Source organism: Paraburkholderia hiiakae, assembly GCF_904848665.1.
GTDB classification, from domain to species: Bacteria; Pseudomonadota; Gammaproteobacteria; order Burkholderiales; family Burkholderiaceae; genus Paraburkholderia; species Paraburkholderia hiiakae.
In genome coordinates, this window is sequence record NZ_CAJHCQ010000015.1 from 13,058 (window position 1) to 39,265 (window position 26,208).

At 66.6% G+C, this 26,208-nt stretch carries 24 protein-coding genes; 7 read left to right on the forward strand and 17 right to left on the reverse strand.

What is annotated here, in order from left to right:
- The 3 genes from JMY28_RS25495 to JMY28_RS25505 all read left to right on the forward strand — a co-directional run bounded on the left by JMY28_RS25495 (window position 1) and on the right by JMY28_RS25505 (window position 3,771).
- Window positions 1–1,506, forward strand: coding sequence for an efflux transporter outer membrane subunit (locus JMY28_RS25495; protein ID WP_201698818.1), 1,506 nt, complete (start codon window positions 1–3; stop codon window positions 1,504–1,506).
- A gap of 139 nt (window positions 1,507–1,645) precedes the next feature.
- Window positions 1,646–2,335, forward strand: a complete 690-nt coding sequence (locus tag JMY28_RS25500; protein WP_201698671.1) for a heavy metal response regulator transcription factor — start codon at window positions 1,646–1,648, stop codon at window positions 2,333–2,335.
- On the forward strand, window positions 2,332–3,771 hold the full coding sequence (locus JMY28_RS25505; RefSeq protein ID WP_201698672.1) for a heavy metal sensor histidine kinase: 1,440 nt from the start codon (window positions 2,332–2,334) through the stop codon (window positions 3,769–3,771). Before JMY28_RS25500 ends, JMY28_RS25505 begins: the two co-directional genes overlap by 4 nt.
- A gap of 19 nt (window positions 3,772–3,790) precedes the next feature.
- On the opposite strand, the gene JMY28_RS25510 is transcribed toward JMY28_RS25505, so the two are convergent.
- Together JMY28_RS25510 and JMY28_RS25515 are read right to left on the reverse strand one after the other, a co-directional pair.
- Complete coding sequence (locus tag JMY28_RS25510; protein ID WP_201698673.1) at window positions 3,791–4,882, reverse strand: AI-2E family transporter; 1,092 nt, start codon at window positions 4,880–4,882, stop codon at window positions 3,791–3,793.
- 102 nt (window positions 4,883–4,984) lie between these two features.
- Complete coding sequence (locus tag JMY28_RS25515; protein WP_201698674.1) at window positions 4,985–6,142, reverse strand: metallophosphoesterase; 1,158 nt, start codon at window positions 6,140–6,142, stop codon at window positions 4,985–4,987.
- A gap of 461 nt (window positions 6,143–6,603) precedes the next feature.
- Between JMY28_RS25515 and JMY28_RS25520 the strand changes: the two genes are divergently transcribed.
- Window positions 6,604–6,939 carry a hypothetical protein gene (locus tag JMY28_RS25520; RefSeq protein WP_201698675.1) on the forward strand — a complete coding sequence of 112 codons (336 nt, stop codon included), beginning with the start codon at window positions 6,604–6,606 and terminating at the stop codon, window positions 6,937–6,939.
- 140 nt (window positions 6,940–7,079) lie between these two features.
- Entirely contained in the window at window positions 7,080–7,676 is a 597-nt protein-coding gene (locus tag JMY28_RS25525; protein ID WP_201698676.1) for an alpha-ketoglutarate-dependent dioxygenase AlkB family protein, read from the forward strand.
- Window positions 7,677–7,814: 138 nt separating this feature from the next.
- Here the strand turns inward: JMY28_RS25525 and mdcH are convergent, their stop codons facing one another.
- The 8 genes from mdcH to JMY28_RS25565 are packed head-to-tail and all read right to left on the reverse strand — an operon-like array spanning window position 7,815 to window position 14,830.
- On the reverse strand, window positions 7,815–8,753 hold the full coding sequence (gene mdcH, locus JMY28_RS25530; RefSeq protein ID WP_201698677.1) for a malonate decarboxylase subunit epsilon: 939 nt from the start codon (window positions 8,751–8,753) through the stop codon (window positions 7,815–7,817).
- The gene (locus JMY28_RS25535; RefSeq protein WP_201698678.1) at window positions 8,750–9,427 is read right to left on the reverse strand and encodes a malonate decarboxylase holo-ACP synthase; all 678 of its coding nucleotides are present in this window, start codon (window positions 9,425–9,427) and stop codon (window positions 8,750–8,752) included. Before JMY28_RS25535 ends, mdcH begins: the two co-directional genes overlap by 4 nt.
- Window positions 9,427–10,242: a biotin-independent malonate decarboxylase subunit gamma gene (mdcE, locus tag JMY28_RS25540; RefSeq protein WP_201698679.1), complete on the reverse strand. Its 816-nt coding sequence runs from the start codon at window positions 10,240–10,242 to the stop codon at window positions 9,427–9,429. Before mdcE ends, JMY28_RS25535 begins: the two co-directional genes overlap by 1 nt.
- Window positions 10,239–11,120, reverse strand: a complete 882-nt coding sequence (locus tag JMY28_RS25545; protein WP_201698680.1) for a biotin-independent malonate decarboxylase subunit beta — start codon at window positions 11,118–11,120, stop codon at window positions 10,239–10,241. Before JMY28_RS25545 ends, mdcE begins: the two co-directional genes overlap by 4 nt.
- Window positions 11,117–11,419, reverse strand: a complete 303-nt coding sequence (locus JMY28_RS25550; protein ID WP_201698681.1) for a malonate decarboxylase subunit delta — start codon at window positions 11,417–11,419, stop codon at window positions 11,117–11,119. Before JMY28_RS25550 ends, JMY28_RS25545 begins: the two co-directional genes overlap by 4 nt.
- Complete coding sequence (locus JMY28_RS25555) at window positions 11,407–12,363, reverse strand: triphosphoribosyl-dephospho-CoA synthase (protein ID WP_201698682.1); 957 nt, start codon at window positions 12,361–12,363, stop codon at window positions 11,407–11,409. The genes JMY28_RS25550 and JMY28_RS25555 overlap by 13 nt, the downstream gene beginning before the upstream one ends.
- A gap of 6 nt (window positions 12,364–12,369) precedes the next feature.
- A complete protein-coding gene (gene mdcA, locus JMY28_RS25560) occupies window positions 12,370–14,043 on the reverse strand; it encodes a malonate decarboxylase subunit alpha (protein ID WP_201698683.1) in 1,674 nt (557 codons plus the stop codon).
- On the reverse strand, window positions 14,027–14,830 hold the full coding sequence (locus tag JMY28_RS25565) for a GntR family transcriptional regulator (protein WP_201698684.1): 804 nt from the start codon (window positions 14,828–14,830) through the stop codon (window positions 14,027–14,029). The genes mdcA and JMY28_RS25565 overlap by 17 nt, the downstream gene beginning before the upstream one ends.
- Before the next feature lie 217 nt (window positions 14,831–15,047).
- Here JMY28_RS25565 and JMY28_RS25570 point away from each other — a divergent pair, with 217 nt between their 5' ends.
- The gene (locus tag JMY28_RS25570) at window positions 15,048–16,349 is read left to right on the forward strand and encodes an MFS transporter (protein ID WP_201698685.1); all 1,302 of its coding nucleotides are present in this window, start codon (window positions 15,048–15,050) and stop codon (window positions 16,347–16,349) included.
- 21 nt (window positions 16,350–16,370) lie between these two features.
- On the opposite strand, the gene JMY28_RS25575 is transcribed toward JMY28_RS25570, so the two are convergent.
- Window positions 16,371–17,297 carry a DMT family transporter gene (locus JMY28_RS25575; protein ID WP_201698686.1) on the reverse strand — a complete coding sequence of 309 codons (927 nt, stop codon included), beginning with the start codon at window positions 17,295–17,297 and terminating at the stop codon, window positions 16,371–16,373.
- Window positions 17,298–17,430: 133 nt separating this feature from the next.
- Here JMY28_RS25575 and JMY28_RS25580 point away from each other — a divergent pair, with 133 nt between their 5' ends.
- Window positions 17,431–18,300: a LysR family transcriptional regulator gene (locus JMY28_RS25580; RefSeq protein WP_201698687.1), complete on the forward strand. Its 870-nt coding sequence runs from the start codon at window positions 17,431–17,433 to the stop codon at window positions 18,298–18,300.
- Here the strand turns inward: JMY28_RS25580 and JMY28_RS25585 are convergent.
- From JMY28_RS25585 to JMY28_RS25610, 6 genes are all read right to left on the reverse strand, one after another.
- Complete coding sequence (locus JMY28_RS25585; protein ID WP_201698688.1) at window positions 18,288–19,337, reverse strand: ABC transporter ATP-binding protein; 1,050 nt, start codon at window positions 19,335–19,337, stop codon at window positions 18,288–18,290. The two genes, JMY28_RS25580 and JMY28_RS25585, sit on opposite strands and share 13 nt — an antisense overlap.
- A 19-nt stretch (window positions 19,338–19,356) precedes the next feature.
- The gene (locus JMY28_RS25590) at window positions 19,357–21,030 is read right to left on the reverse strand and encodes an ABC transporter permease (protein ID WP_236597040.1); all 1,674 of its coding nucleotides are present in this window, start codon (window positions 21,028–21,030) and stop codon (window positions 19,357–19,359) included.
- A 25-nt stretch (window positions 21,031–21,055) separates the two neighbouring features.
- Complete coding sequence (locus JMY28_RS25595; RefSeq protein WP_201698689.1) at window positions 21,056–22,075, reverse strand: iron ABC transporter substrate-binding protein; 1,020 nt, start codon at window positions 22,073–22,075, stop codon at window positions 21,056–21,058.
- A gap of 52 nt (window positions 22,076–22,127) precedes the next feature.
- Window positions 22,128–23,435, reverse strand: a complete 1,308-nt coding sequence (efeB, locus tag JMY28_RS25600) for an iron uptake transporter deferrochelatase/peroxidase subunit (RefSeq protein WP_201698690.1) — start codon at window positions 23,433–23,435, stop codon at window positions 22,128–22,130.
- A 2-nt stretch (window positions 23,436–23,437) separates the two neighbouring features.
- Window positions 23,438–24,598, reverse strand: coding sequence for an NHL repeat-containing protein (locus JMY28_RS25605; RefSeq protein ID WP_201698691.1), 1,161 nt, complete (start codon window positions 24,596–24,598; stop codon window positions 23,438–23,440).
- 94 nt (window positions 24,599–24,692) lie between these two features.
- The gene (locus JMY28_RS25610) at window positions 24,693–26,207 is read right to left on the reverse strand and encodes a carbohydrate porin (RefSeq protein WP_201698692.1); all 1,515 of its coding nucleotides are present in this window, start codon (window positions 26,205–26,207) and stop codon (window positions 24,693–24,695) included.
- Window position 26,208 lies beyond the last annotated feature (1 nt).

Consider the following 26,208-nt stretch of genomic DNA (forward strand, 5'->3'; position numbering starts at 1 on the left):
ATGCGGCAAACCACGCTGCCACGGCCGCTCGCTTATTTCACGGCGCTCGGCGCTATCGGTCTTGCGGCTTGCACCGTGGGCCCTGACTACCACGCGCCGCAGACGCAAAGCCCGGCGGCGTGGCGCGTCGATTCCGCCGATGCATACTGGCACGCGGCGCAGCCTTCGCATGCGCCGCTCGATCCGCAGTGGTGGAAGGCCTTCGACAACGCCGAGCTCGACGGTCTGGAAACCGCGGCGCTCGCCGAGAATCAGACGCTGCGCGTGGCCGCCGCGCACTACGCGCAGGCGCGCGCCACGCTCGCTTCGGTGTCGTCACGGCAAAGCCCGCAGGTCGGGCTCGACACGGGCCTCGCGCGCGAGCGCATTTCCGCGAACCGTCCGCTTACGAACTACGCGACGCCCAACACGTCGACCGTGCAGAACCAGGTCACCGTTGGCGCGACCGTGAGCTACGAGCTGGATCTGTTCGGGCGCATCCGGCGCATGGTGGAGTCGGCGCAGGCATCGACGCAGCAGGCCGGCGACGATCTCGCCAACGCGCGCCTCGTGCTCACGGCCGAACTCGCCACCGATTACTTCGCCATGCGCGAACTCGACAATGAGATCGACGTTGTGAACCGCTCGGCGCAACTGCAGCAAAAGGCGCTCGATTTCGTGACCGCGCAGCACGATCTGGGTGCGGTTTCGGGCCTTGAACTGCTGCAGCAAAAAGCCCAGCTCGCCGCGACGCAAACCCAGGTGCATCTGCTCGAAAACCAGCGCCAGCAGGAGCAGAACGCCATTGCCGTGCTGGTCGGCCGGGCGGCGCCCGAGTTCACGATCGCGCAGAAGGTCACGCCGCTGCCGGTGCCGCCGCTTCCCACGGGCCTGCCGAGCGAGCTGCTGCAACGGCGGCCCGACGTGGCTTCGGCCGAGCGCGCGATGGCCGCGGCCAATGCGCAGATCGGCGTGGCGCGTTCGGCGTACTTCCCGGACATCACGCTTTCGCCCACGTTCGGCTGGGAATCGACGCGCTTTGGCGGCCTTTTTTCCGTGCCGAGCCTGATGTGGTCGGTGGGCGCGACGGCCAGCGAGGTGCTGTTCGACGGCGGCAAGCGCGCGGCGGGCGTGGATTTCGCGCAGGCCGGCTACGAGTCGGCGCAGGCGTCTTATCGTCAGACCGTGCTCACCGCGTTCCAGGAGGTGCAAAATGCGGTAACGGGCCTTTCGGTGCTGGAGCGCGCATCGACCGATGGTCAGTCGGCCGTGGACGACGCACGCAAGTCCTTCGATCTCGCCAATGACCGCTATCAGGGCGGCCTCGTGGCCTTCATCGACGTGCTCAACGCGGAGCAGCAGTTGCTCGCCAGCGAGCGCCAGGAGGTGCAGATTCACGGCCAGCAGATCGCCACCGTGGTGTTTCTCGCGAAGGCGCTGGGCGGCGGCTGGAGCGCCGACGATCGCGAGATGGCATGCAGCGCGGGTACGTGCCGCGAAGTGCCGAAGGGCGAAGGTAGAAGCTAAGCGGTATGCAACGGCTGACATCGGGGTATATAAGAAGGCTTGAGCGAGCCCGGCGCCAGGGTATACAAAAGCGCGCAACGGCGGTCACGAGCCGCACCGGCTGGAACCGCCAGGGCAGCGCGCGAAGAGGAGGGCGGGCATGAAAGTATTGGTTATCGAAGACGAGCGCAAGGTCGTGGACTACTTGCGCAGCGGACTCACGGAACAGGGCTGGGTCGTGGACGTCGCCATGGACGGCGAGGAAGGCGCGTGGATGGCCACGGAATATGACTTCGACGTGATCGTGCTCGACGTCATGCTGCCGAAGCTCGACGGCTTCGGCGTGCTGCGCGCCGTGCGCACGAAGAAAGACACGCCGGTCATCATGCTGACGGCGCGCGACCGCGTGGACGACCGCGTGCACGGCCTGCGCGACGGCGCCGACGACTATCTCACGAAGCCGTTCTCGTTTCTCGAACTCGTCGAGCGGCTGCGCGCGCTCACGCGGCGCGCACGCACACAGGAATCCACGCTGATATCGGTGGGCGATCTGCAGGTGGACCTCATCAGCCGCCGCGCGACGCGCGATGGTGTGCGTCTCGATCTCACGGCGAAGGAATTCCAGTTGCTTTCGGTGCTCGCGCGGCGGCGCGGCGAGATTCTCTCGAAGACGCTGATCACCGAACTCGTGTGGGACGTGAATTTCGAAAGCAATGCGAACGTGGTGGAAACGGCGATCAAGCGGCTGCGCGCCAAGCTCGACGGCCCGCATGCGGAGAAACTGCTGCACACCATACGCGGCATGGGCTACGTGCTCGAAGTGCGCGAGGAAGGAGGCCAGACGTCATGAAACGCTCGATCTCGCTGCGGCTTTCGGCGATGTTCGCAGCGGTGTCGCTCATCGTGTTCACGCTCACGGGCGCCGGCCTCTTCTTCCTGATGCAGCGCCAGCTCTTCAACGAGTTGCGCGAAACGCTGGATACGCGCGCGCGCATTGCGAGCCTGATTATCTCGCACGCACCGGACGTGCAGAAGTGGGCCTTCGTGCAGGAAAAGCTGCGCGACCTCTCGCCCGCTGATAGCCGCATGCATTACTACGTCGAAGGCCCCGATCCGCGCTTTCGATTCGGCACGCCCATCGTCGGCAAGATCACGGGTGACGTGGGCCCGAACCATGTGCTCGTGCGCCCGCCCGGCTGCAGCTACGACATCATCACGACGACCTTTATCGTGCCCGCGAGCGGCGACCGGCCCCAGGTGAAACTCGTGGTCGGCAGCGACTGTGTGCGCACCGAAGGCATGCTGCGGCGCTTTGGCATTGCGCTCGGCGTGCTGATCGCGCTCTCCACCATCGCGGTCGCGTTGCTCAGCCGCGCGGTCACGCGCTTCGGGCTTGCGCCGCTCACGCGCCTCTCGCGCGAGGCCTCGCAGCTGAGCCCGTTGAACCGGCGCCAGCGGCTGCATGCGGACGAACTGCCCGAGGAGCTGCACGAACTCACCACGTCGTTCAATGGTGCGCTGGAGCGTCTCGACAAGGCCTACGAGCGCCTCGAATCGTTCAACGCCGATGTGGCGCACGAATTGCGCACGCCGGTGAGCATCCTGATCGGCCAGACCCAGGTGGCGCTCACGCGCGACCGTTCCGTCGAGCAGTTGCAACAGACGCTGCAATCGAATCTTGAGGAATTCGAACGATTGCGCGTGATCGTGAACGACATGCTGTTCCTCTCGCGCAGCGATCGCGGCGAACGCGCGACCGACCTCACGGAAGTGTCGTTGCGCTCGGAGATCGAACGCATGCTCGATTTTCTGGAAATGCCGCTGGAAGAGGCGCAGCTACGCGTGGAAGTGCAGGGAGAGGCGCGCGCGTGGGTGAACACGTCGCTGATTGGCCGCGCCGTGAGCAATCTGTTCGTCAACGCGATCCAGCATTCGCAGCCCGGCACGACGCTGCGCGCCACGGTCGCCCCGCAGAACGGTCACGTCGAGATCGCCGTTTCGAATCCTGGCGAGCCGCTCGACCCGGTGACGCGTGAGCATATTTTCGACCGCTTCTACCGCATTCAGGAAGCGCGCTCGAACAGCCACGAAAATCACGGGCTCGGGCTTTCGATCGTCAAGGCCGTGGCGGAAATGCACGGCGGCACGGTGTTCGTGCGCAGTGCGGATGGCGTCAACACGTTCGGGTTTTCGGTGGCCGTGGACGGCGTCGACGCGCCCGAAGCGCCCGTTGCCGGTATCTCGCGCCAGGGTCGTGCCGGCTTGCCGCTGCACGTCTCGCCCTGATGCTGCCCTGAAGCGGCGCTTACACGGGCTCGTCTTCCACGGGCGTGCTTTCGTTTGCGATGTTGTGCTGGTCCTTGCGCAGCAAGTCCCAGCAACTGATGAAGAGCGCAGCGATGAGCGGCCCGATCACGAAGCCGTTGATGCCGATGAGCGAAATGCCGCCGAGCGTCGAGATCAGCACGACCCAGTCGGGCAGGCGCGTGTCCTTGCCCACGAGCACGGGGCGCAGCACGTTGTCTATGGTGCCGATCACGACGGAGCCGAAGATGATGAGCCCGACGCCCTTCGCCACCGCGCCGGTAGAGAGGAAGTAGATCGCAATGGGCCCCCACACGAGCGCCGCGCCCACGGCGGGCAACAGCGAGAGCAGCATCATCACGAAGCCCCACAGCAGCGCGCCCTGAATGCCGAGCACCCAGAGCGCGATGCCGCCCAGCCCGCCCTGCACGACCGCCACCGCCACGTTGCCCTTCACGGTTGCGCGGATCACCGTCGTGAACTTGCGCATGAGATGCAGCTTGTGCTGCTCGTCGAGCGGAATGGCGTCGCGTATGAGCCGCGAAATTTCGCGGCCGTCGCGCACAAGGAAAAAGAACAGATAGAGCATCACGCCGAAGCTCACGATGAACTGCAGCGTGTTCTGGCCGAAGGAGAGCGCACGCGTGGCGACGAACTGGCTGATCTGCGCGGCGCCTGCGGACAGGCGCTGCTGCAGCCCCGGCAGATCCATGAGGTCGTAGCGCGCGAGCAGGTTCTGAATCGACTCGGGCAAGGCATGGACGATCTGCGTGAAGTAGGCGCCGAAGTCGAGACTGCCACTGCGCACCTGCTGATACGCCGAGGCGACCTGCTGCACCAGCGTGGCCGTCACGAGCGTCAGCGGAAAGATCACGATGACGAGACAGATCGTGAGCGTGATGAGCGCGGCGAGATTGCGCCGCCGCCCGAGCCGCGCGACGAGCCGACGCTGCACAGGCTGGAAGATCAACGCGAGTATGGCGCCCCAGAGCACCGTGCTGAAGAACGGCGCGAGGATGAAGCACAGCGCGATGGACACCGTGAACAGCAGCAAATAGAACGATGTCTGGTGAAGGGGCTTGTTGCCTTCCATGGGCGATGAATTCCGGTTAAAGCGTTCTGGCGGACGAACGGCGGCATCGTCGGATGATACCGGCAAGGCCGCGCGGGCCGTGGGGGCAGCGCGCCCAGCGGTTCACTGCGCGCCCACGAGCCTGACCCGCGTGATTTCCGAAGGCGCGCCGAGGCGCTTGGGCGGCCCCCAGTAGCCCGTGCCGCGGCTCGTATAGACCCACAGGCCGCCGAGCTTTTCAAGGCCCGCCGTGAACGGCTGCTGCAGCCGCACGAGGAAATTCCACGGGAAGATCTGGCCGCCGTGCGTGTGGCCGGAGAGCTGCAGCGTGAAGCCTGCGTCGGCCGCGGCGTGGGCCGTGCGTGGCTGGTGCGCCAGCAGCACACGCGTGTTGACGTCGGCGGGCGCGTCGCGTAGCGACGCGGCCGGATCGCTGCGGTGCGCGGGATCGAACTGGCCGCCCGTGTAGTCGGTCACGCCGGCCAGCACGAGCCGCGCGCCGCCATGCTCGATCACCACGTGCTGGTTCATCAGCACCGTGAGGCCGATGCGGCGGAACTCGGCGATCCAGGCGTCCGCGCCCGAGTAGTACTCGTGGTTGCCGGTCACGACATACACGCCGTGATGCGCATGGAGCTTGCCGAGCGGCGCGGTGTGCTCGGCGAGATGCGCCACGCTGCCGTCCACCACGTCGCCCGTAATGGCGACCACGTCGGCGTCGAGCTGGTTCACGGCGCGCACGATCGCATCGACATAGCCGTGCTTGATCGTCGGCCCGACGTGGATGTCGCTCAACTGCACGATGGTGAAGCCGTCGAGCGCGGCGGGCAGGCCGCGAATCGGCACCTCGACGTTGCGCACGCGCGCGCGCCGCCGCGCATTGAAGAAGCCGAACCCGGAAGAGAGGAACGCGAGCACGATCACCGCGGCGGCGCTCACGGTGCGCCAGCCGGCGAGATCGATGGCGTGTGGCCACAGCGCTTCCACGGTCATGGCCGAGGCGAGCACGATGTCGCGCGCGATCGTCAGCATGAGCAGCGACGAGAAGAAGCCCATGGCGAGCATGCCGATCCAGGCGAGACGGTCGCCGAGCGGCTGGCGCTTGAAGCGCCGCGCGAGCATGCCGGGCGGGATGAAAAGCACCGAGAGTACGAGCCACAGCACGGCGAGCCACTTACCGACGGCGGGCACGGGCAGGTCGGGAATCAGGCGAAAGCCGACATAAGCATGCAACAGCACGCCGATGGCGATGAAGCGGACCAGAAACGAGAGTCGGGGCATGGCGGCGCGAACGGAAGGGAGCGGAACGACGTGGATTGGCGTGCCGGGTACGGCGCACTGCAGCTGCAGCAAAGCGAAACCATCGAAACCCGGTCGAAAACCCGGCGGACGGGGCAGCGCAGTAGCTGCGTTGCATTTTACCGGCGCAGCAGACTTCGTGCCGCCAGGCGGCGGCGGTGCGTGTCAGCGTATGCTGCGACGCGTCAGGAAGCGATGCATCAAGGGTTAACTGATAACGTATCAACATACATGCATGCGTGTATGCATAGGCCCTGGCGCTTTGTCTCGTACGCGTGTGGCGGTGCGGCATTTCCCTGGATTGCCAGTGCGATCCCACTCGTCGCACTATGTTCTCGTGGGGCCGGGCGCACTCAATTAAACGTCCATTGAATCGGCCCTGGCGATGGACTATGCTCGAAATGACGCCCGCGCGGTTTCGGGCGCTCTGGGGGAGACGGATCATGAAAGGTATCCGGCCAGTCACACATGGGCTGCACGAAGGGCTCCATGGCCGTCACGTCGGGCACGAGGGCAGCCATGTCATGCTGCCGATGGTTGGGCTCTCGATCATGGCCATTGCGCTGTATATCGCGGTCAAGCGCATCGATATTCTCGAAATTGGCCGAAGCGCGCTATTCGACGTCGTGATGGTGTTCGTCGCGCTCGGTATTGCAGGCATGTTCGGCGTGCTGGGCGCCTGGCTGCGATCCCGCACCACCGACGAACCCGCCGAAGGCTTCTGCTTCGTTGGCGCGCTCATTGGCGCGGTGGTGTTCTACGTCGCGCTGCTCACCTGATTCGTTTGCCATGGTAGTGGCTGTCGGGTTGCGGTTGAGTGTCTGTTGATTCGCTGTCCTGCAGGAAGGCGCGGGCGCGCAGCGACCGGGGCCGTGCCGTGCGAAACTGCATGTTCTCCCGCTCGATTGAAGCATTCTCGATGTTCGATCTTTTCGACGATACCCCGGCCCCCGACGTGGCGTGGTATCCATCATGGCTCGCGCCCGACGCGGCCGCCGAGGCGCTCGCGCGCATCGTTGCCGAAGCCGGCTGGCGCCAGGAACGCATCCGCACGCCCGGCGGCTGGGTGGACCAGCCACGCCTTACGGCCTGGCAGGGCGACGAAGGCGCGGTATACGTCTATTCAGGCATCCGAAATATTCCGCAACCGTGGACTCACCAGGTCACCGAGCTGCGCGACGCCATTTCCGCGCTTTGCGGCGTGCGCTTCAACAGCGTGCTGCTCAATCGTTACCGCATGGGTACGGACAGCATGGGCTGGCACGCGGACCACGAACCCGAACTCGGCCCCGAGCCGGTGATCGCTTCGCTGAGCCTCGGCGCGACGCGACGCTTCGACTTGCGCCACAACGCGACGGGCGTCGTGCGCTCCTTCCAGCTGACAAGCGGCAGTCTGCTCGTGATGCAGGGCAAGACACAGGCGCAGTGGCGGCATCGCGTGCCGAAAGAACCGGCTGTGAGTGGCGAGCGCGTGAATCTCACGTTTCGTGTGGTAACGCCAGGTTTGCGAAAATAGGGTGATAGATAGAGAAAGATGAGTGATAAATCGTCGATTTTAGATGCGCAGACGGCTACGCGTGCGTGCGTAGCTTCGCGTTAGAAATCGAAAAAGAATTTATGCGCATAAACGCCATAGTCGGCGTTGGCGTCGCGTTCAGGCGTCTTCGCCGAGCCGGCGCCGCACGATCGCGACGAGCCGCTCCAGCGGCAAACCGGAGCCCGCGAGCGCCGCCACCTCGGGATATTGCTCGCGGGCGATGTCCGTGAGCACCTGGCCGGGCGGCGCTTCGACCAGCACGCTTGCGCCCGACTCGATCATGACCGTGAGCGCGTCGTACCAGCGCACCGTGTAGCGCATGTTGGTGGCGAGATCGGCGCGGATGGCGTCGGCGTTGTAGAGCGGCCGGCCGCCGCGATTGTCCACATAGACGCCACGCGGCGCGCGAAAGGGTATGTCGCGCGCCCACTCGATGAGCGTGTCGGCGGCATCGGTCAATAGTTCGCAATGCGAAGGAACGGCCACTGCGAGCCGTTGCGCCTTGCGCGCGCCAGCGGCGAGCGCGCGGGCCGCGAAGGCTTCGAGCGCGACATCGGCGCCGGCCACGACGATCTGGCGCGGCGCGTTGACGTTCGCCACGTACACCTGTTCGCCGCCCTCACGCACGTACGCGAGCGCGAGCGTTTCCACCTGCGTCTCACTCAACCCGGCAACGGCCGTGAGGCCATAGCCCGAGGGCCACGCGTTCTCCATCAGCTCGGCGCGTTTGCGCACCATGTGCAGCGCGTCGCCAAACGCCAGGGCCTCACAGCTTACCGCAGCCGCATACGCGCCCACTGAAAGCCCGGCGCTGAACTGCGGCACGAGGCCTTCATGCGCGAGCGCGCGCGCCACGGCGACGCCCGCGACCGTGAGGCCGATCTGAACGGAGACTGTGGAGCGCAAGGCGTCCTCGCTATCGAGCGTGAGGACGTCGAAGTCGAGTGCAGCCGATGCCTCGTCGAGCGTTGCCCGTACTGCGTCGTGCTGCGGCAGTTTGTGGAGGAAGCCAGCGCTTTGCGCACCCTGTCCGGGAAAGAGCAGGGCGAGCGTCATGCCGCTTGCCAAGGGTCGACGACGAGTTGCGCGCCGCGGGAAGCGCGCGCCAGCACGCGCGGCTTATGCGCCGCGAGTTCGGCGAGTGCGACGCCGCCGGCGGGCGTTTCGAGTTGCGCGTCCACGCGTGTGCCGGCGCGGCTGGCGGCTTGCGCGAGTGCTTGCGCAAGCGAGTCGATAGCCGCGCGCGAGATGCGTTGCGGCAGGCGGATCAGGATGTCGAGATCGCTCGATGCCGTGAGGGCGGGAACGCACGTGGCGAGCTCGAAACCAGCGCTGCCCGTGGGGCCCCAAACATAATGGCGCAACGGCGAGGCGGTCGTGCGCAGGGTAGCTAGCGCGATGAACGCGGGCAAGGCGCGGCGTGCGCGCAATGGATCCACGCCGAGAAGATCCTCCGGGCTGGAAGATGATTCGATATCCTCATTACGCAGCCATGTGCCGAAACGCTCCGAACGTACGCTGCCGCGCACGCCTACCGCCACGAAGCCCGCCGCCGCGCGCGTGCGCCGCACGACAACCCAGGGCGTGCGAGCGAGCGCACCGCGCACCCAATCCGGCTCGTTGTCGCCAGGCGCGAGACGCGCGACGCGAAGCAGGTCGTGCGCGCGCCAGCGCGCGTCATCGAGGCGCGGCGCATCGAGAGCAAACGGCGGAGCGGCGCACACGCGCATCAGCTAGCGTCCCACTGTTGCGCGAGGCGCTTGCGCACCTCGATCGACGCCGCGCGCGTACGCTGCGCCGACTCGCCCTGCAGACGATGCGCGAGACCGCTCTTGTCGCCGCGTGCTTCCCGCACCTTCTGCGCGAGCACATCGCGCACGCGTGCGATCTGCGCGTCGCTGGGCGCGTCCGCGTCGACGCCCTCGATCAACGCGTCGAGCAGACCGAGCTTCGCGAACGAAGCCATCGAATACGACATCGGCACGATCTTTTCGCCGAGTGCGTCGAGGTCCTCCACGCTGCGCCGCGTGACGCGCGCCGCCGCTTCCTTACCCATGGCGTGGACCATCGTGCCGGGCGCGTCGAGCGCGACGATGCGATTGGCCTGATAACCATGGGCGAGGAACGCACCCGACATCGCAGGCCCGACGATCAGCGCCACCACGGGATGCCCGGCGAGGCGCGCGCTCGCATAGGCGTCCACGGCCGAGGCGCAGGCGAGGTGAATGCCGAGCATCTCCTCGCGATAGCCGTAGGCCTGGCTCTTCACATCCACGATCGCGATGATGGGGCGGCGCTTGCCGCTTGCGGCGTCTTCGGCAATCGCTTCACGCACGGCCTTCGCGAGATGCCAGCCCTGTTCGAGGCCCACCACGTTGTCGCGCGCGCGTGGAAAGCGGTTCGCAGGATCGGGGGCAACGGTGATGAAGCGCGCGGCCTCGCCGCTAAGCGGCGCATCGGCGTACTGCACGCATGCGCCCTGTGTTTCCCCGCCCGCGAGGGCGCGCAGCCAGCGTGTGCCGCGGCTCGTCGTCGTATCGTTCATGCGTTTTCTCCGCTCAGGTTCAGGGGCGAAGCGGTGAACACCGCACGCATCGTTTCAGGGGTGACGCTGGCGGGATCGATCTGCGCGAGCTTCGCGAGCGTGCCCTCCACATCCGCCGATCGCGGCGTGTGCGGCGCGCCTTGTGCAAACGCCGCGCGCACAGCGGCGCGCACATCGTCCACAGCGTCGTCGACGAGCGCATCGGCGAAACCTGTCTGCGCGCGCTGCTCGCCGCCGATCAATTGCCACACCTGGCGGCGGTCGCTCGAATCGAGCTCCTCGATGCCGGCTTCCTGCTCGATCACCTCCGGACCATTCATGCCGAGGCGGCCCTGCTTCGTCATCACGAGCGTCGAACACAAAGCGGCCGCGAGCGACATGCCGCCAAAACAGCCCACCATGCCCGCGATCACGCCGACAACGGGAACATGCGTGCGCAACGCAACGATGGCCGACTGGATCTCCGCAATCACCGCGAGGCCGAGATTGGCTTCCTGCAGGCGCACGCCGCCGGTCTCGAACAGGACGACCGGCCGCACGATCTTGCCGCGCTCGCAGTCGGCGAGTGCCAGTTCGAGTGCGGCGGCGATCTTGCTGCCCGACACCTCGCCGATGCTGCCGCCCTGGAATGCCGATTCGATCGCGGCCACCACAGCGGGCTGGCCATCGATGGTGCCGCGAGCGATCACCGCGCCGTCGTCGGCCTGGCAGACGATGCCCTGCAACGGCAGCCACGGCGATTCGATACGGTCGAACGGCCCGAGTAATTCGCGAAACGTGCCCGCGTCCAGCACAGCGGTCGCGCGTTCGCGTGCGCTCAATTCGATGAAGCTTTCGCGCAGCAACGCGCCGGGCGTCAGTTGTTGAGTGCTGCTCATGACTTCGCCTCCTGCGCGGCTTCCACGGCTTCCGCGAGGCGCAGCGCCACCACGCCGGGCGTGGCGCCGAAGTCATTGATTTCGATGAGCGCCGCGCCGTCATAGCGCGTGAAGAAGCGGTCGAGCACGCTCTTCCAGATGTGGCTGTAGCCGTCCACGCTCGTATGCACGACCACGCGCGCCTGCATGTCGCCCGCGGGCTGCAGCAGCACTTCGAGATCGCCCGAGCCTACGACGCCCACGTGAGCGCGCGTCGTCACGGCGCGTTGCGCCGGGTAGTCGAATGTCAGTTGTTCCATGAAGCCGTCCTCCCGCCGATGCGGTGCTGTACCAGTCTGTCGATGAAGAGCGTCGCGGCGAGCAGATCGGCCGCGCCACCCGGCGATGCGTTGAGTGCGAGCAGCGCGCGTTCGAGCGCATCGAACGCGGCGCGGCCGGCTTGCGTGGCGAGGCCGCCCGCATCGCGCACGCGCTGCGCGCCCGCTTGCGCGGCTTCGCGCCCGGCGAGCCCCGCGCGGTGCAACACGCAGGTGTCGTCGAGCGAGGCCATGATCGCGAGGAGGGCGTCCACGCGCGCGTGGGCTTCGTCGTGGCCTTGCACGCGCGCGGCGTGCAGCGCGGGCAGGCCCACGCGCACGACGTGCGGAAAGCCTTCTTGCGCTTCGCTGCGCGCGCCACCCACGTTGTAGCGCTGGCGCACGCGCTCTCCGTTGCTTTGCGCGGGTTGCGCGAGCAGGTCATCGTAGCGCGCGATCTGCGCAGCCGTTTCGCAGATATGCGCTGCATGCGCGCACGCGCTGTCGCTGCTTTGCGGCGTATGCACGATCGCCGCACCCGCCACGAGCAGCCCGACGATCCAGATCGCGCCGCGATGCGCATTGCTGCCTTGCGTCGCGCGCATCATCGCGGCTTCGCCGGCGCGGCCGATGCGCGCGAGATCGGTGCGCAGCGCCGTGCCGGGCGCCGCCCCGCGCGAAGCGCGCGCGAGCGCTTCGAACGTGGGTTCGAGCGCGTGCGCCGAGCGCAGCATCGTCGCGAGATCGAGATCGTTGTGCGCGCCACTACCGCGTGCGTCCACGAGCGCGGGCTTGGGCGTGAGGCGCGCCTCTTCGATCAGCGCGTCTCGGGCGAAGCGGGCGAGCTGCGCTTCTACGCCGTGCGCTTGCGAATCGCCTGCGTACGCAACGCGTCGCGCAAGGCCCGCCGAGCCTTCGGCAAGCACCGTAAAAGGAAGTGTGCGCATCGCCGCTTACCAGCTACGAAAACGAGCAGGCGGCGTGTAGAGTCCGCCCGACCACGTCACCAGATCGTCGATGCTGCGCGCCGCGAGCAGCGAGCGTTTGGCCTCGCCGCGCAAAATGCCGAGATCCTCGGGGAATTGCACGATGCCGCGGCGGCGCAGTTCGTCTGTTTGCTGCTGCTGCGCGCGCAGGCCGATGGGCGTCACGCCCGCCACGGCCGCGAGCGCGGCACGGCGCTCCTCGATGCCCTCTGCGCGATGCAGGTGCGCAATGCCCTCTTCGGTCACGACATGGCTCACATCGTCGCCGTAGATCATGACGGGCGCGACGGGCATGCCGCTCTTCTGGCCCACGGCGATGGCGTCGAGTTCGTCCACGAAAGTCGGCTCGCCGCCTTTCTTCCAGGTCTCCGCCAGTTGCACCACGAGCTTGTGGCCACGCGAAACGGGGCCGTTGTCCTTGAGCAGCTTGAGCCACGCTTCGCTCGCATGGCGCCGCCCGCGCGGATCGTGGCCCATGTTTGGCGCGCCGCCAAAGCCCGCGAGGCGCCCGCGTGTGACGGTGGACGAATTCGCGTCCGCGTCGATCTGCAGCGTCGAGCCGATGAAGAGATCCACGGCATATTGCCCCGCGAGTTGGCACAGCACGCGGTTCGAGCGCAGGCTGCCGTCGCTGCCGGTGAAGAACACATCGGGGCGCGCGGCGATGTAGTCTTCCATGCCCACTTCGCTGCCGAAGCAATGCACGCTTTCCACCCAGCCCGATTCGATGGCGGGAATCAGCGTGGGGTGCGGATTGAGCGTCCAGTTGCGGCAGATCTTGCCCTTGAGACCGAGCGACTCGCCATACGTGGGCAGCAGCAATTCGATCGCGGCGGTGTCGAAGCCAATGCCGTGATTGAGCGCAGCGATGCCATAGGGCGCGTAAATGCCCTTGATGACCATCATCGCGGTGAGCACCTGCAAGTCGCCAATGTGACGCGGATCGCGCGTAAAAAGCGGCTCGACCGCGAACGGCCGGTCGGCCTGCACGACCACGTCGACCCACGAGCCGGGAATGTCCACGCGCGGCAGTTCATCGACGATTTCGTTCACCTGAACGATCACGATGCCCTGGCTGAATGCGGCGGCCTCGGCGATGGTCGGGGTGTCTTCGGTGTTCGGGCCGGTGTAGAGATTGCCGTGGCGGTCGGCCTTTTCGGCGCACAGCAGCGCAACCTGGGGAATCAGGTCCACGAACATGCGCGCATACAGCTCGACATAGGTATGGATCGCGCCGACTTCGAGCTGGCCGTCTTCGAGCAACTGCGCGACGCGCAGGCTCTGCGGCCCCGCGAACGCGAAGTCCACCCGGTGCGCAATGCCGCGTTCGAACAGCGTGAGATGCTCGGGGCGGCTGATGCTCGAAATCAGCAGATGAACGTTGTTGACCTTGGCCGGATCGGTCTTTGCCAGCGAGCGGGAGAGGAAGTCGGCCTGCTTCTGGTTGTCCCCTTCGAGCGCGACGCGGTCGCCTGGGCGGATCAGCAGTTCGAGCGCATCGGTCATGCGCGAGGCGGGCAGGACGCCGTCGTCGAGCCAGCCTGAAATGGCGGCGAGGCGGCGGGCCTTTTCGTCGCGGCGCGTGGTCCACGAGCGCGGTGCGAGGTCAGGCGAGGTTGGCGTATCAGCTTGAGGCTTCATCGGCAGTTCGGCTCCGTGAGCGGGAAGAGGCGGCGCGCGGCTTTGCGGCGGCAGTTTGTACCGAAGGTGGCACTGGGGTTGCCACCGGGGTTGCAATCGAAGGCAGCGCGGCGCGCTCGGTCAGGAAACGGTAGAGGAGTTCGCCCGTGCCGAGCAGGTGCTCGGCCACGAGCTTTTGCGCGGTGGGCACGTCGCCGCGCTTCACGGCGGCGAGAATTTCGGTGTGCTCACTATCGGATTCCCCTTTGTACTCGGGAAAGCCGAATTTCAGGCGCAGATAACGTTCGCCGCGGCGATGGAGCGCGGTGAGCATCTCCATCAACTGTGGGCGCCCGGCGGGCGCGTAGAGGCTCATGTGAAACGCCTCGTTGCGCGCGACGTAGAGCGACGGATCGCGTTCGCGTTTCGCGGCGGCGGCCAGCGCGCTCACTTCGCGCAGCGTGGCGCTCGTGTGATGCGGAATGGCGTGACCGAGCGCGAGGCTTTCGAGCGCGGAGCGGATCTCGTAGATTTCGCGCGCTTCGTCGGCGGAAAGCGAGGCCACGCTCGCGCCCTTGTTCACCTCGATCTTCGCCCAGCCTTCGCTCGCGAGCTGGCGCAGCGCCTCGCGCACGGGGATGGCGCTGACCGAAAAATGCCGCGCGATCGCGTCCTGGCGCAGCGGCGCGTTGGGCGCGAGCTTGCCCTCGACGATCGCGCTGCGCAAGGCGTCGGCGATCATGCGCGAGGTGCTGGTGCGGGGCGCGGCTGCGCCTTCCAGGGGAAAACCATTCGTTGCGTCGCTCATGAGATCACATATTATATATAAAACGACCAAGGCGAAAGCCTCGAAAACCCGCAACACAGAAACACTGGATTCACTATAGACGGGTAAGAAGAACGGGGGCTTACAGGGAGTTCCTGAACAGGGCCGGCATTGCCGCGGCCTGCATTTCCGCGTTTCGCGGCGCGCGTGCGCATCCTGCTGCGCGTGCTGGCGGGGCATCAAAGGAGAGGGGAGCATCATGAATTCGATCACCGAGTCCGCGCGGCGAACTCGCACCAAGACACCGCTCAACCGGTCGCAGATCGCCGGTTTCTGGGGCGCCTGGGCAGGCTGGACGCTCGACGGGATGGACTCGTTCATCTACGCACTCGTGCTCACGCCCGCGCTCACGGAGTTGTTGCCGCGCTCGGGCTATGAGGCGAGTGCGGCGAACATCGGGCTTGCCGGCTCGATCCTCTTCGCGCTCTTCCTCGTGGGCTGGGGGCTGTCGTTCATCTGGGGGCCGCTCGCCGACCGCTTCGGCCGCACGCGCGTGCTGGCGGCCACCATTTTCATGTTTGCGATCTTCACGGGACTCTCGGCCACCGCGCAGAGCGTGTGGTCGCTCGCCATTTACCGCTTCCTCGCGGGCGTGGGCATAGGCGGGGAGTGGGCGCTCGCGGGCACTTATGTGGCCGAATCGTGGCCCGAGGATCGCCGCAAGATGGGCGCGGGCTATCTGCAGACTGGCTATTACGCGGGCTTCTTCATTGCGGCCGCGCTCAATTACACGGTCGGCGTGCACTTCGGCTGGCGAGCCATGTTCCTCACGGGCGCGGTGCCGGTGGTGGTGGCGATTCTCGTGCTCACGCGTGTGGAGGAGCCGGCGAAGTGGCAGAAGTCGGAGGCGAGCCATGTGCATCGCGGCCGTCCGCTGCGTGAAATCTTCGGCGATGTGTACCGTCTGCGCACCGTGGTGGCGTGTGCTTTGCTGACCATTGCGATCATCGGCTTGTGGGCAGGCGCGGTGTATGAACCGTCCGCCGTGATCCAGCTTGCTACGAAGGCGGGTGCGAACAAGGCCGAGGCGATCCGCACGGCTTCGATTGCCACGGGCATCCTGTCGATCGGAACGATCCTGGGTTGCCTCGCATTGCCGCCCATGGCCGAACGAATCGGCCGCAGATGGACGCTCGCCGTCTATTTCGCGGGCATGGCCGTGACGATCGCGGCGAGCTTCGGCTGGGCGTTTTACCTGGAGAACGGACTCGTGCCGTTCATCGCGCTGCTCTTCGTGCTGGGCTTCTTTGGCGGCAACTTCGCACTCTTCAGCCTTTGGCTACCCGAGCAGTTCGAAACGCGCGTGCGCGCTACGGCGTTCGCGTTCTGCACGTCGTTTGGCCGCTTCGTGGGCGCGGGGGTGAACTTCCTGCTTGGCGCGGCAGTGCTGCGTATGCACACGCTTGGCGTGCCGGTTGCGCTCACGGCGCTGGCCTTCGTTCTTGGACTCCTGATCATTCCGTTTGCGCCGGAAACGAAGGGCCAAACACTGCCTTCGTGATCCCCCTATGCGGCGCATTGACTAGCGCCGCACCTTCACGAGCCTCGGCGGCAACAGGCGCCAGCCGAGATTGACCCCGAGGCTCGCCGTCACGATCAGCGCCATGCCCGCAAGCTGCGGCACGCTCAGCGCGCGACCGTAGACGATCGCATCGACCGCGATCGCGGTGAGCGGATACACGAACAGCAGCACGGCGATCACGGGTGTGGTCAGCATCGGCAGCGCGCCGTAAATCAGCACATACGAAAGCCCCGTGTGCAGCACGCCCATGCCCACGAGCCAGCCCCATTGCGTGGCCGAAATATGCACGAGTTCGAGCGGCGCGAAAAACGGCGCGATGAGCGGCAGGCATACCGAGCCCACCACGCATTGCGTCAGCGTGAGCAGGTGCGGGCGAAAGTTGCGCAGGCTCTTGGCGATGAGCGTGACGCTCGCATAGAGCACCGAGCCGCCCAGCGACTCGCCAATGCCGATCATGTAGCTCGTGCGGTCGGCCACATGGGTTTCCGCGAGCACGCCGGAAGCGAGTACGAGCCCCGCGAATGCAATGCCGATCCAGCCCAGCCGGTCGGCGCCGAGCCGCTCGTGAAAGAGCGCCGCACCCATCAGCACGACCCAGAACGGCTGCACATGGAACACGACCGTCGAAACGGCAATGCTCGTGCGATGGATCGCGTCGAAGAAGGCCACCCACTGCGTGACCATCAGCACGCCCGAGATGAGCGCGAGCATGAGCGTACGGCGCGTGAACTGCCGCGGCGAGAGCCAGCCCTTGTACGCACAGTACGCGGCGAGCGCGAGCATGCCGAAAAAGCAGCGGAAGAACACGAGCGTGAGCGCGCCAAGGCGCGCCTCCTCGACGAACACGCCGATCGTGCCCATCAGGAGGCCGCCGCCCGCGAGCATCAGGACGCCTTGCTGGCGGTTGCCGTAATGTTCGGATTGCATGGCCGGAGCGGAGAAATCGAAAGTGGGTTGGAGACACAGTCAGTATTCGCCAGTTGCAGCGCGTGAGCAAACGAATTAAATTGAAGAATTCCATCAATGCAGCTTATGAATCGCCGCCCCGGCTGCCCCGAGTATGAACCCCGAATTCGATATCGATTTGTTGCGCACCTTCGCCGCCGTGGCGGACGCGGGCAGCTTCACGAAGGCCGCCGCGTCCGTGCATCGCTCGCAGGCGGCCGTGAGCATGCAGATCAAGCGGCTCGAGCAGATGCTCGGCACCACGCTGCTCACGCGCGACACGCGCAATCTCGCGCTCACGCGGCCTGGCAACACGCTGCTCGAATACGCGCGGCGCGCGCTCGATTTGCAGGAGGAGGCATGGGCGGCGCTGGTGCGGCCCGAGGTGACGGGGCGCGTGGTGCTCGGCGCGCCCGACGACTACATGGCGTCGCTACTTTCGCCGGTGTTGCGGCGATTTTCGACTCTTTATCCCCATGTGGAGATCGAGATCGTCTGTGCTCAGAGCGTCGCGCTCGGGCCTATGCTGGCGGACAACAAGATCGACATCGCGTTCGTCACGCGCGACCGCAAGATGCGCGGCGAGTTCGTGCGGGCCGAGGACATGGTGTGGGTGGGGTCCGCCACCGACCCCGCGCCGCTCGCCATGTCGCCGCTACCGGTGGGGCTCTACGAGCATGGCAGTGTGGCGCGCGCGCACACTGTGGCGGCGCTCGATGCCGCGCACATCCGCTACCGCGCCGCGTATAGCAGCGCGAGTTTGATGGGTCTGATGGCAACTGTGGAGGCGGGCATTGCGATTGTCGCGCTCACGCGTTGCAGCGTACCGTCGCGCTTCGCGATCCTCGGCGAGGCGCAGGGCCTGCCAAAGATCGAGCCGCTGGAAATCGTGGTGGCGCGCAGCGTCAAATCGAATCGCCCGACTTGCGACTACCTCGCGCAGCAGATGGTGCAGGACCTTTCGGTGCCGCGTCAGCGCGGGTAGACGCTCACTTCGCCGCCCACCGCGAGCCGCACGCGCTCGCCTTCGCGTGGCGTGCGATAGCCCGGCACGCGCGCACGAACCGTTGCGTGCGCATCGATCAGTTGCAGCGTGAGCGCGGCATCCTGACCCTGGAAGGTGATGGCGCGCACCACCGCTTCCAGCGCACCGTCGCGTTGGGCGGTTTCGGGCAGCACGTCGATCTGCTCGGGGCGCAGCATCACGTCCACGGCGCCTTCCTGGGCATGCTGGTCTTGCTGGATCGGCAGCGCGCCGAGCACGCAATGCGCTCGCCCGTTGGCGACCGTACCCGGCAGCAGCACCGCCTCGCCGATGAAGGCCGCGAGTTCGCGCGTGGCCGGGCGGCGATAGAGCATTTGCGGCGGCCCGCTTTGCAACAGTTTTCCGCGCCACAGCACGGCGACCTCGTGACCGAGCGAGAGCGCCTCGGCCTGGTCGTGCGTGACGAGCACGGCGGTCGCGCCGGAGGCGGCGAGCGCGCGCGCCACGGCTTCGCGCGTTTCGAGGCGCAGCGCGGCGTCGAGCGACGAGAACGGCTCGTCGAGCATCACAAGGCCGGGCGAGGGCGCGAGTGCGCGAGCGAGCGCCACGCGCTGCTGCTGGCCGCCCGAGAGTTGTTGCGGCGCGCGCGATGCATAGGATTCCGGAAGACCGACGAGTTCGAGCAATTCGGCCACGCGATGACGTGCGCGGCGCTGCGCGCGCGGCAGGCCGAATACGATGTTCTCGGCGACCGTGAGGTGCGGAAAGAGCGCGCCTTCCTGCGGCACATAGCCGATATGACGCTGCTCGGTGGGCAGATGCAGCCGGTCGCCGGCCACGCGGCGGCCCTCGATTTCGATCGTGCCGGCGTCGGCGCGCTCGAAGCCGCACAGCACGCGCAGCAGCGTGGTCTTGCCGCTGCCCGAAGGCCCGAGCAGCGCGACGAGCGAACCCGAACGCACGGAAAGATCGATGCCGTGCAGAACCGGGTGGCCGTCGAAGGCCTTCTGCAGGCCGGAAATGCGAAGTGTGCTCATGGTCGAGGCTCAGTTAGGCTCAGACGTCGTCGGACGGCGCGTTGGCCGTATCGACCGACATATTCACGGACGCATGGCCCGCGAGCGCGGAGCGGCCTGCAAACGCGAACAGCAGGCCGGAAGCCGCGAGCGAAAGCGCGGTGAGCAGTGCGGCATAGGGCGCGGCGGCCGCGAAGGCGAGCGTCGAGGTGTCGGTCCAGACCTGCGTGGCGAGCGTATGCGTGCCGATCGGCGCGAGCAGCAGCGTGGCGTTGAGTTCGGTGACCACCGAGATGAACACCATCGAAGCCGCCGCGCCAAGGCCGGGACCCGCGAGCGGCAGCACGACGCGGCGCAGCGTGGCAAACCAGCCGAGGCCAAGTGCGCGCGCCGTATCTTCGAGGCGCTGCTGCGCTTGCATGAGGGCCGCGCGCACGCTCACGAGCGCAAGGGGCAGACAGAGGATCGCGTACGCCGTAATCAGCAGCGTGGTGCCCTGATAGAGCGGTTCGAGTGCGCGCACGGCGAGCGAGACGATGGCAAGCGCGATGACGAGACTGGGCACGCCCTGCGCGATGAAGGCCGTGCGTTCGAGAAATGTGGCGGCGCGGCCGGGATAGCGCGCAAGCAGATACGCGAGCGGCAGCGCGAGCAGTACGGTGAAAAACGCGGCGGTGAGGCCGAGGCGCAGCGAGGCGAACGTGGTCGAGACCAGCAACTCCGGCGAGACTTCGGCGGGCGTGATCGCGGCCGCGCCGGGCTGCGTGAGCCAGTAGCCGATCATCGCGAGCGGTACGCCGAGCGTCGCCACATTGAGCGCGATGAAACCCGCCGCAACGGGCCAGCGCCAGCGGCCGAGCGCATGGCGCACGCTCGCGCGCCGAGCGCCGCGATCCACGCGCTCGTAGCGCGAGCGCCCGCGCACGCGAAACTCGAGCACGAGACACACGAGGCAGAGCAGGATCAGCACGCAGGCCAGCAGCGAAGCGCCGCCGCCATCGAAGCTCGTGCGGTATTCCGCGTAAATCTCGGTGGTAAACGTGCGAAAGCGCAGCAGCGTGAACGCGCCGAATTCGGAGAGCACGCCGAGCGCGACGAGCAGCATCGAGCCGAACAGCGCAGGTCGCAATTGCGGCAGCACGACCCGCACGAAAACGGCCCAGCGGTTGCAGCCGAGCGCGCGCGCCGACTCTTCGAGCGCGGGGTCGAGGCCGCGCAGCGCGGCGGCAACGGGCAGGTAGACGAGCGGGAAATAGGCCGTCGTGATGACGATGAACGCGCCGAGAAAGTCCTGCAAATCGAGGCTCAGCGAGACCCACGCGTAGCTCGTGACGAACGCGGGCATGGCGAGCGGCGCGGCGGCGAGGAGCGCCCACGCGCGCCGCCCCGGTACGTCGGTGCGCTCGACGAGCCACGCCACCGCGGTGCCGAGCACGGCGCAAGCGAGCGTGGCCGAAACGGTGATCGAGAGCGTGTTGACGAGCAGTTCGCCAACCAGCGGCCGGAAGATCAGTTCGGCCGCGTCGGCCAAACCAAAGGACAACGCGCGCCAGAACGTCAGCGCGAGCGGCAGCAGCACCAGCAGCGGGCCGAGCGCGGCGGCGGCGAAGAGCGCGCGCGGCGCACGCCGCCGAGCGCTTTGGGTTGGGGCCGTCGCGACATCGACTGGATGAGACTCGGGTACGGCCTGCGCCGTAGTCACTGCTTCGCTCACGATCTTGCTTCGAACTCCATATCGATTACAGCAGGCCAGCCTGGCGCAGCAGCTTGCCTGCCTGGCTGTCGTCGCCGAGCTGCTGGATGGTCAGCGCGGGCGGCTTCAGCTGGTCGAACGGCTTGTTGATGGGGTCGCTCGCCACGCCGGGCCGCAGCGGGTACTCGAAGCTGATATGGTTCTGCGCCATCAGCTTCTGCGCTCGCTCGCTCACGAGGTAGGCGAGGAACTTCTGCGCACCGTCCACATTGTGCGCGGACTTCATCACGGCGGCACCCGAAACATTGACGAGCGCGCCCACGTCGCCGTCGGCGAAGTGCGCGACGGCACTTTGCGTCTTCTTGTCGCCGATCTCGGCGTGCAGGCGGTCCCAGTAGTAGTTGTTGATGATGCCGGTGGCGACTGCGCCGCGATTCACGGCCGCGACCACGCCTTCGTCGTCGTCGAAGATCTGCGAGTTGGTCTTCAGGCCCTTGAGCCAGTCGAGCGTCGCGGCTTCGCCCTTCACGGCGAGCACGGCATCGACGAGCGGCAGGAAGTCGGCGTCGCTCGGCGCGATACCGACCTTGCCTTTCCATTCGGGCTTCGCCAGATCGAAAATCGATTTCGGCAATTGCGCGGGCTGGACCTTGGCCGTGTTGTACGCGAGCACGTTCTCGCGCGCGGTCACGCCCACCCATTGCCCTTGCGGCGAGTTAAAGCGTGCGGGCACGGCTGCGAGCGTCGTTTGCTGAACAGGGGAAAGCAGGCCCTTTTCTTCCAGCAGCATCAATTCCGGCGAATTCTCGGTGAAGTAGACGTCGGCGGGCGTCTTCTCGCCTTCGGCGACGAGCTGCGCCGCGAGCGCCGGACCTTCGCCGCTGCGGATCTTCACGTCGATGCCAGTCTGTTGCTCGAAGTCCTTCGCAAGCTGGTTCACGACCTGCTCGTGCTGCGCGTTGTAGAGCGTGATCGAGGCGGCGTGCGTGGCGAGCGGCAGCATGCCTGCAAGCGCGAGCGAAAGGGCGGCAGCGCGCAGCGGCGCGCGCATCATGGAAATTTTCATATTACTTCGTTGTCCGTTGTTATCGAATGATTTCAGGCGATTTCAAGCGATCTCAAGCGCTGAACAGCTCCGCGCCGATGAACGAGCCCGCTTTCGCACCGGGCGGGCACGCGAAAATCGCGCTGCCCACGTGCGTCGTGAACTGGTTCATCATGTCGAACTTCGCGAGGCGCTCGTTGATCGGAATGAAGCCCGTACGCGGGTCGCCCTGGTGGGCGACGAAGATGAGACCCGCGTCGTATTCGGTTTCCTGGCGCCACGGCGGCCAGCGCTCGATATAGAAGTCCGTGCTGTCGTTGTATGAGTACGAGCGGCGCAGAATCTGCGCGCCGTTGTTCGACGCCCGGTTCGAGAGCCGCACGTGCGAGTTCTCGGGAATCAGCGGATTGCCGTCCTTGTCCTGCGCGTCGAGATCGACGTTGTCGAACTCCTTCTTCTGGCCGATAGGCGCGCCGCTGTACTTGTGGCGGCCGAACACCTGCTCCTGGAAGCCCAGTTCCATCTGGTCCCAGTGCTCCAGCGTAATGCGGATGCGGCGCACCACCGTATAGGTGCCGCCCTGCATCCACGGCGCGTCGGCGGCGGTGGCCCAGACGAACTGGTTCATCGCCTTCGGGTCTGTGGTCGGCGGGTTGTTCGTGCCGTCCTTGAAGCCCATGAGGTTGCGCGGCGTCTGCGCGCGCGGGCCCGAGAGAAAGCCCGCCTGGCCCCAGCGCATCGTCAGGATTCCATAGCCTTGGCGCGCGAGCTGGCGCACGGCGTGAAAGGCGACTTGCGCGTCGTTGGCGCAGGCCTGCACGAAGAGATCGCCACCGGTCTTTTGCGCGATCAGCTGGTCGCCGTTGAAGCGCGGCAGATCGACCAGCGCGGCGGGGCGCTTGTGCGCGAGACCGTAGCGGTCCTTGTCCTGCGACGTGAAGAGGCCGGGGCCGAAGCCGAAGGTGACCGTGAGACCCGCCGGGCCGAGGCCCAGCACGTCGCCGGAATCGGGCGCGGGGTGGTCGTCTCCGGTGCCGTCCAGCGAGACCGCCGGCTGCGCCTGGCTCATGCGCGCCGCGGACTCGGTCCACTTGCGCAGCAGATTGATGACATCGTCGCGCGAGGTCGTCGTGAGGTCGAAAGCCGCGACATACGTGTGCGCCTGCTGCGGCGTCACGATGCCGCCCTGGTGCTCGCCGTAGAACGGCTCCACCGCGAGCATCGGATCGGCGGGCATGGCGTGGTGCTTCGCCTCGGCGGCCTGGGCGAGGCCGCTCGTGGCCGCACCGGCGCCCAGGCTCGCACCGAGCGCGGCCCCGGCTTTCAGGAAGCCGCGCCGCGCGGGGCGCGATGGGTTGTTGGGAGTATCGTCGGAGGACATGATTATTTAGCCAGCACGAGAGTGTTCACATCGTCTTCCACGTAGTAGAAGCCGTCGCCCGCCGGGGTCAGCGCGATGCCGAAGAGGTCGCCGTTGCCCGGAGGAGTTTGCGCCTTGTCGGTATCGATCCAGCGCGCGTAGAGCTGTTTTGCCGCGGCCGGGTCGATCTCGACGACCTGGCCGTTCAAGGCATTCGTCACGAGCAGGTGGCCCTGCGGCGTGGTGATCATGGCGAGCGGGCGGTGCAGCAGGCCGTCGGCCGTGAGCTGGCGGCCCACGCCCGCGCTCGTGTCACGCGTGAGCGGGTCTTCGATCACGTTGATGCGGTTGCCGATCGCATCGGACACATAGAGCAGCTTGTTGTCCGCCGAAAGCGCGAGACCGGTCGGGCCGACGAGGAATACGCCCTTGTCCGCCTGCGCGCCGAAGCCGCTCGCCACCACGGTTTCGCTCTTCACGACCGGCGCCTGGCCGCTCGGGATGTCGAGGTCGAGGCGCAGCACCGTAGCCTGCTTGAACACGGGCGGATTGCCGTCCGCGCCACCGACGCCGAAGCCCGCGTTGCTCACGAACAGCGTGGCGTGGTCGCCGTTGTCGACCACGGCCATGTTGCCCCACGGGTCATTGATGTTCGGACTGCTGATGACCTTGGCAATCTTGCCGCCGCTGTCGAGCACGATCATGCAGCCCGCGCCCTTGGTGCCGGTCGTGCCGTCGTTGCTCGGCGTGCTCCCCACGATGACCCAGCCCGACTTGAGCATCGTCATCGCGGTCGAAAGCCCAACACCGCCCGGGCATTCCTTGAGATCGCGCGGAATCGTCGCGAACAGCGTCATCTGCTTCGTGTCGGGGTGATAGTCGACGATGGTGCTGCCGGTGCCCTGCAGGTTAGCCGCGTTGTTGAAGTTGTCCACCAGCACGTCGCCTTCTTTCACCGTGCCGGAGGAAACCGGCGCGACGAAGATCGCGTACGGGTTCTGGTCGCCGTTGTCGGGCACGGTGTTGATGAGCGTGGTGTGGTGCTTGACGGTCTCGAGCAGGCCCTGCGGGTCGGCGTGGGCCGCGAGCGGCGCGCCGGCGAGCACCGCCGCGGCGGCCAGCGCGAGCGCGGAGCGGGTCGCGTGGACCGTGCATTGCAGGAGCGTGCGCGTAGCGTGTTTCATACTGAATCTCCGTGCCTCGCGCGGCCGCAGTGCGTGCGGTTGGGAAAACGCGAGGACTTGGGGTTGAACATGGGTCGATTGCGCTTTGTTGGGCTTAGAACGTGATGTTCGTCCGCACGCCCACCACGAACGTGTTGCGCAGCGGCGCGGTCGGGTCCTGCGGATTCTGGCCGGCGCCCGCGTTGAACGTGTACTGCGCGTCGGCCTGGAGAATCCACCACGGCGTGACCTGATACTGATAGGTCGCTTCGAGCGTCGTTTCCTGCGTGCGCACGCCGTAAGGACCGCCGGTGAACATCTGCTGGTCGAGGTCGAGGTTGTGCACGTTGTTGCCGACCTTGATGTACGTGGCGGCGAGACCCACGCTGTCGTTGTCGCGGCCCTTGAACGGCGCCTTCATCACAATGCCGAGGTTGGCCGCGAGGCTCACGAGATTGCGGTCGCCGGGCGCGCCCATCACGCGTGCGAATACGCCGATGCTGCGGGGCTCGTCCGGGTCGGGGCGCCAGATCATCTGGTCCGCGACCGCATAGAAGCTGTAGTTGCCCTGGTGCTGCGCCGGAATGCCGGTCGAGTTCGGATTGGCGAGCGAAAGGCCCGTGTTGTCGAAGCGCTGGTCGGCGAACGGGTTGTTGTTGTACCAGAAGCCCAGCTTGTAGGTGCCCGGCAGGCCGTGATTGTCCGCGCTGACAAGCTCGCCTTCGGACGGCTGGTTGATCGCGTATTGCAGCTCGCCGATCCACAACGTGCCGTTGTGCAGATTGAAATTCGTACCACTCAGGTTGCTCGGATCGTTGCCGAGCGGGTCGCCCGCGAACACACCCGCGAGCGCGGTGAGCGATGGCGTGATCTGTCCGCGCACGCGCACGCCGAGACCCGCGAGCGGATAGGCGGGGCCGCCCGAGGGCATGTCGTACGAAGGCAGTGCGGGCCAGCCGAACATCGTGTTGATGAACAGTGCCCCGTACTGGCTCACGATGAATTCCTGGTCGAGACTCTGCTGACCGATCTTCACATCGAGGCGCTTGTCGAAGAACGATTGCTGGTACCACAGCTCCCACAGGCGCGTGGTCGGCGTCGCTTCGATGCCGCTCGCCGTGTTCAGCGTGCCGAGGTTCGACGTGCTCAGGTTGGTGCCGTGAATCTGCAGGGCGCTCACGTTGAAGAGGCCGCCCGGAATGCCGAGCGCCTTGCTCGTGTCGACCTGGACCGTCGCCGTCGTAAGGCCGTCGTATGCGCCGCCCGTCTTGAGACCGCCGCGCAGATTCGCGAGATACTCGCTCGTCTCCGTGAGCTGGAACGTCACACCGTATTTGCCGAGCCACGGGCGCAGCCCGCCCATGTCGCCAAGCATGTTCTGGCGCGACCAGAAGCCGGTCCAGAAGTTCGACGGCTGCGCCTGAATGGTGAGATCGGCTTCCGGTGCTTCAGGGGCGGCGTCGGGGTTCGCGTTGCTCTGCGCGCGCGCTGCGCTGCATGCGAGTGTCGCGCTCGCGGCAAGCACGGCGATCGCGCGCAACGCCGGTGCACGCCGACGCGCCGGGCGGCCTGGCGCGGCGCTGCGCGAGCAGGCCAGCGCGGGCACGCGGACGGTTCGGGTCAATTTCATC

Coding starts and splice junctions, on each gene's coding strand:
- JMY28_RS25495 (WP_201698818.1), top strand. CDS start 1: ATGCGGCAAACCACGCTGCCACGGCCGCTCGCTTATTTCACGGCGCTC.
- JMY28_RS25500 (WP_201698671.1), top strand. CDS start 1,646: ATGAAAGTATTGGTTATCGAAGACGAGCGCAAGGTCGTGGACTACTTG.
- JMY28_RS25505 (WP_201698672.1), top strand. CDS start 2,332: ATGAAACGCTCGATCTCGCTGCGGCTTTCGGCGATGTTCGCAGCGGTG.
- JMY28_RS25510 (WP_201698673.1), bottom strand. CDS start 4,882: ATGGAAGGCAACAAGCCCCTTCACCAGACATCGTTCTATTTGCTGCTG.
- JMY28_RS25515 (WP_201698674.1), bottom strand. CDS start 6,142: ATGCCCCGACTCTCGTTTCTGGTCCGCTTCATCGCCATCGGCGTGCTG.
- JMY28_RS25520 (WP_201698675.1), top strand. CDS start 6,604: ATGAAAGGTATCCGGCCAGTCACACATGGGCTGCACGAAGGGCTCCAT.
- JMY28_RS25525 (WP_201698676.1), top strand. CDS start 7,080: ATGTTCGATCTTTTCGACGATACCCCGGCCCCCGACGTGGCGTGGTAT.
- mdcH (WP_201698677.1), bottom strand. CDS start 8,753: ATGACGCTCGCCCTGCTCTTTCCCGGACAGGGTGCGCAAAGCGCTGGC.
- JMY28_RS25535 (WP_201698678.1), bottom strand. CDS start 9,427: ATGCGCGTGTGCGCCGCTCCGCCGTTTGCTCTCGATGCGCCGCGCCTC.
- mdcE (WP_201698679.1), bottom strand. CDS start 10,242: ATGAACGATACGACGACGAGCCGCGGCACACGCTGGCTGCGCGCCCTC.
- JMY28_RS25545 (WP_201698680.1), bottom strand. CDS start 11,120: ATGAGCAGCACTCAACAACTGACGCCCGGCGCGTTGCTGCGCGAAAGC.
- JMY28_RS25550 (WP_201698681.1), bottom strand. CDS start 11,419: ATGGAACAACTGACATTCGACTACCCGGCGCAACGCGCCGTGACGACG.
- JMY28_RS25555 (WP_201698682.1), bottom strand. CDS start 12,363: ATGCGCACACTTCCTTTTACGGTGCTTGCCGAAGGCTCGGCGGGCCTT.
- mdcA (WP_201698683.1), bottom strand. CDS start 14,043: ATGAAGCCTCAAGCTGATACGCCAACCTCGCCTGACCTCGCACCGCGC.
- JMY28_RS25565 (WP_201698684.1), bottom strand. CDS start 14,830: ATGAGCGACGCAACGAATGGTTTTCCCCTGGAAGGCGCAGCCGCGCCC.
- JMY28_RS25570 (WP_201698685.1), top strand. CDS start 15,048: ATGAATTCGATCACCGAGTCCGCGCGGCGAACTCGCACCAAGACACCG.
- JMY28_RS25575 (WP_201698686.1), bottom strand. CDS start 17,297: ATGCAATCCGAACATTACGGCAACCGCCAGCAAGGCGTCCTGATGCTC.
- JMY28_RS25580 (WP_201698687.1), top strand. CDS start 17,431: ATGAACCCCGAATTCGATATCGATTTGTTGCGCACCTTCGCCGCCGTG.
- JMY28_RS25585 (WP_201698688.1), bottom strand. CDS start 19,337: ATGAGCACACTTCGCATTTCCGGCCTGCAGAAGGCCTTCGACGGCCAC.
- JMY28_RS25595 (WP_201698689.1), bottom strand. CDS start 22,075: ATGAAAATTTCCATGATGCGCGCGCCGCTGCGCGCTGCCGCCCTTTCG.
- efeB (WP_201698690.1), bottom strand. CDS start 23,435: ATGTCCTCCGACGATACTCCCAACAACCCATCGCGCCCCGCGCGGCGC.
- JMY28_RS25605 (WP_201698691.1), bottom strand. CDS start 24,598: ATGAAACACGCTACGCGCACGCTCCTGCAATGCACGGTCCACGCGACC.
- JMY28_RS25610 (WP_201698692.1), bottom strand. CDS start 26,207: ATGAAATTGACCCGAACCGTCCGCGTGCCCGCGCTGGCCTGCTCGCGC.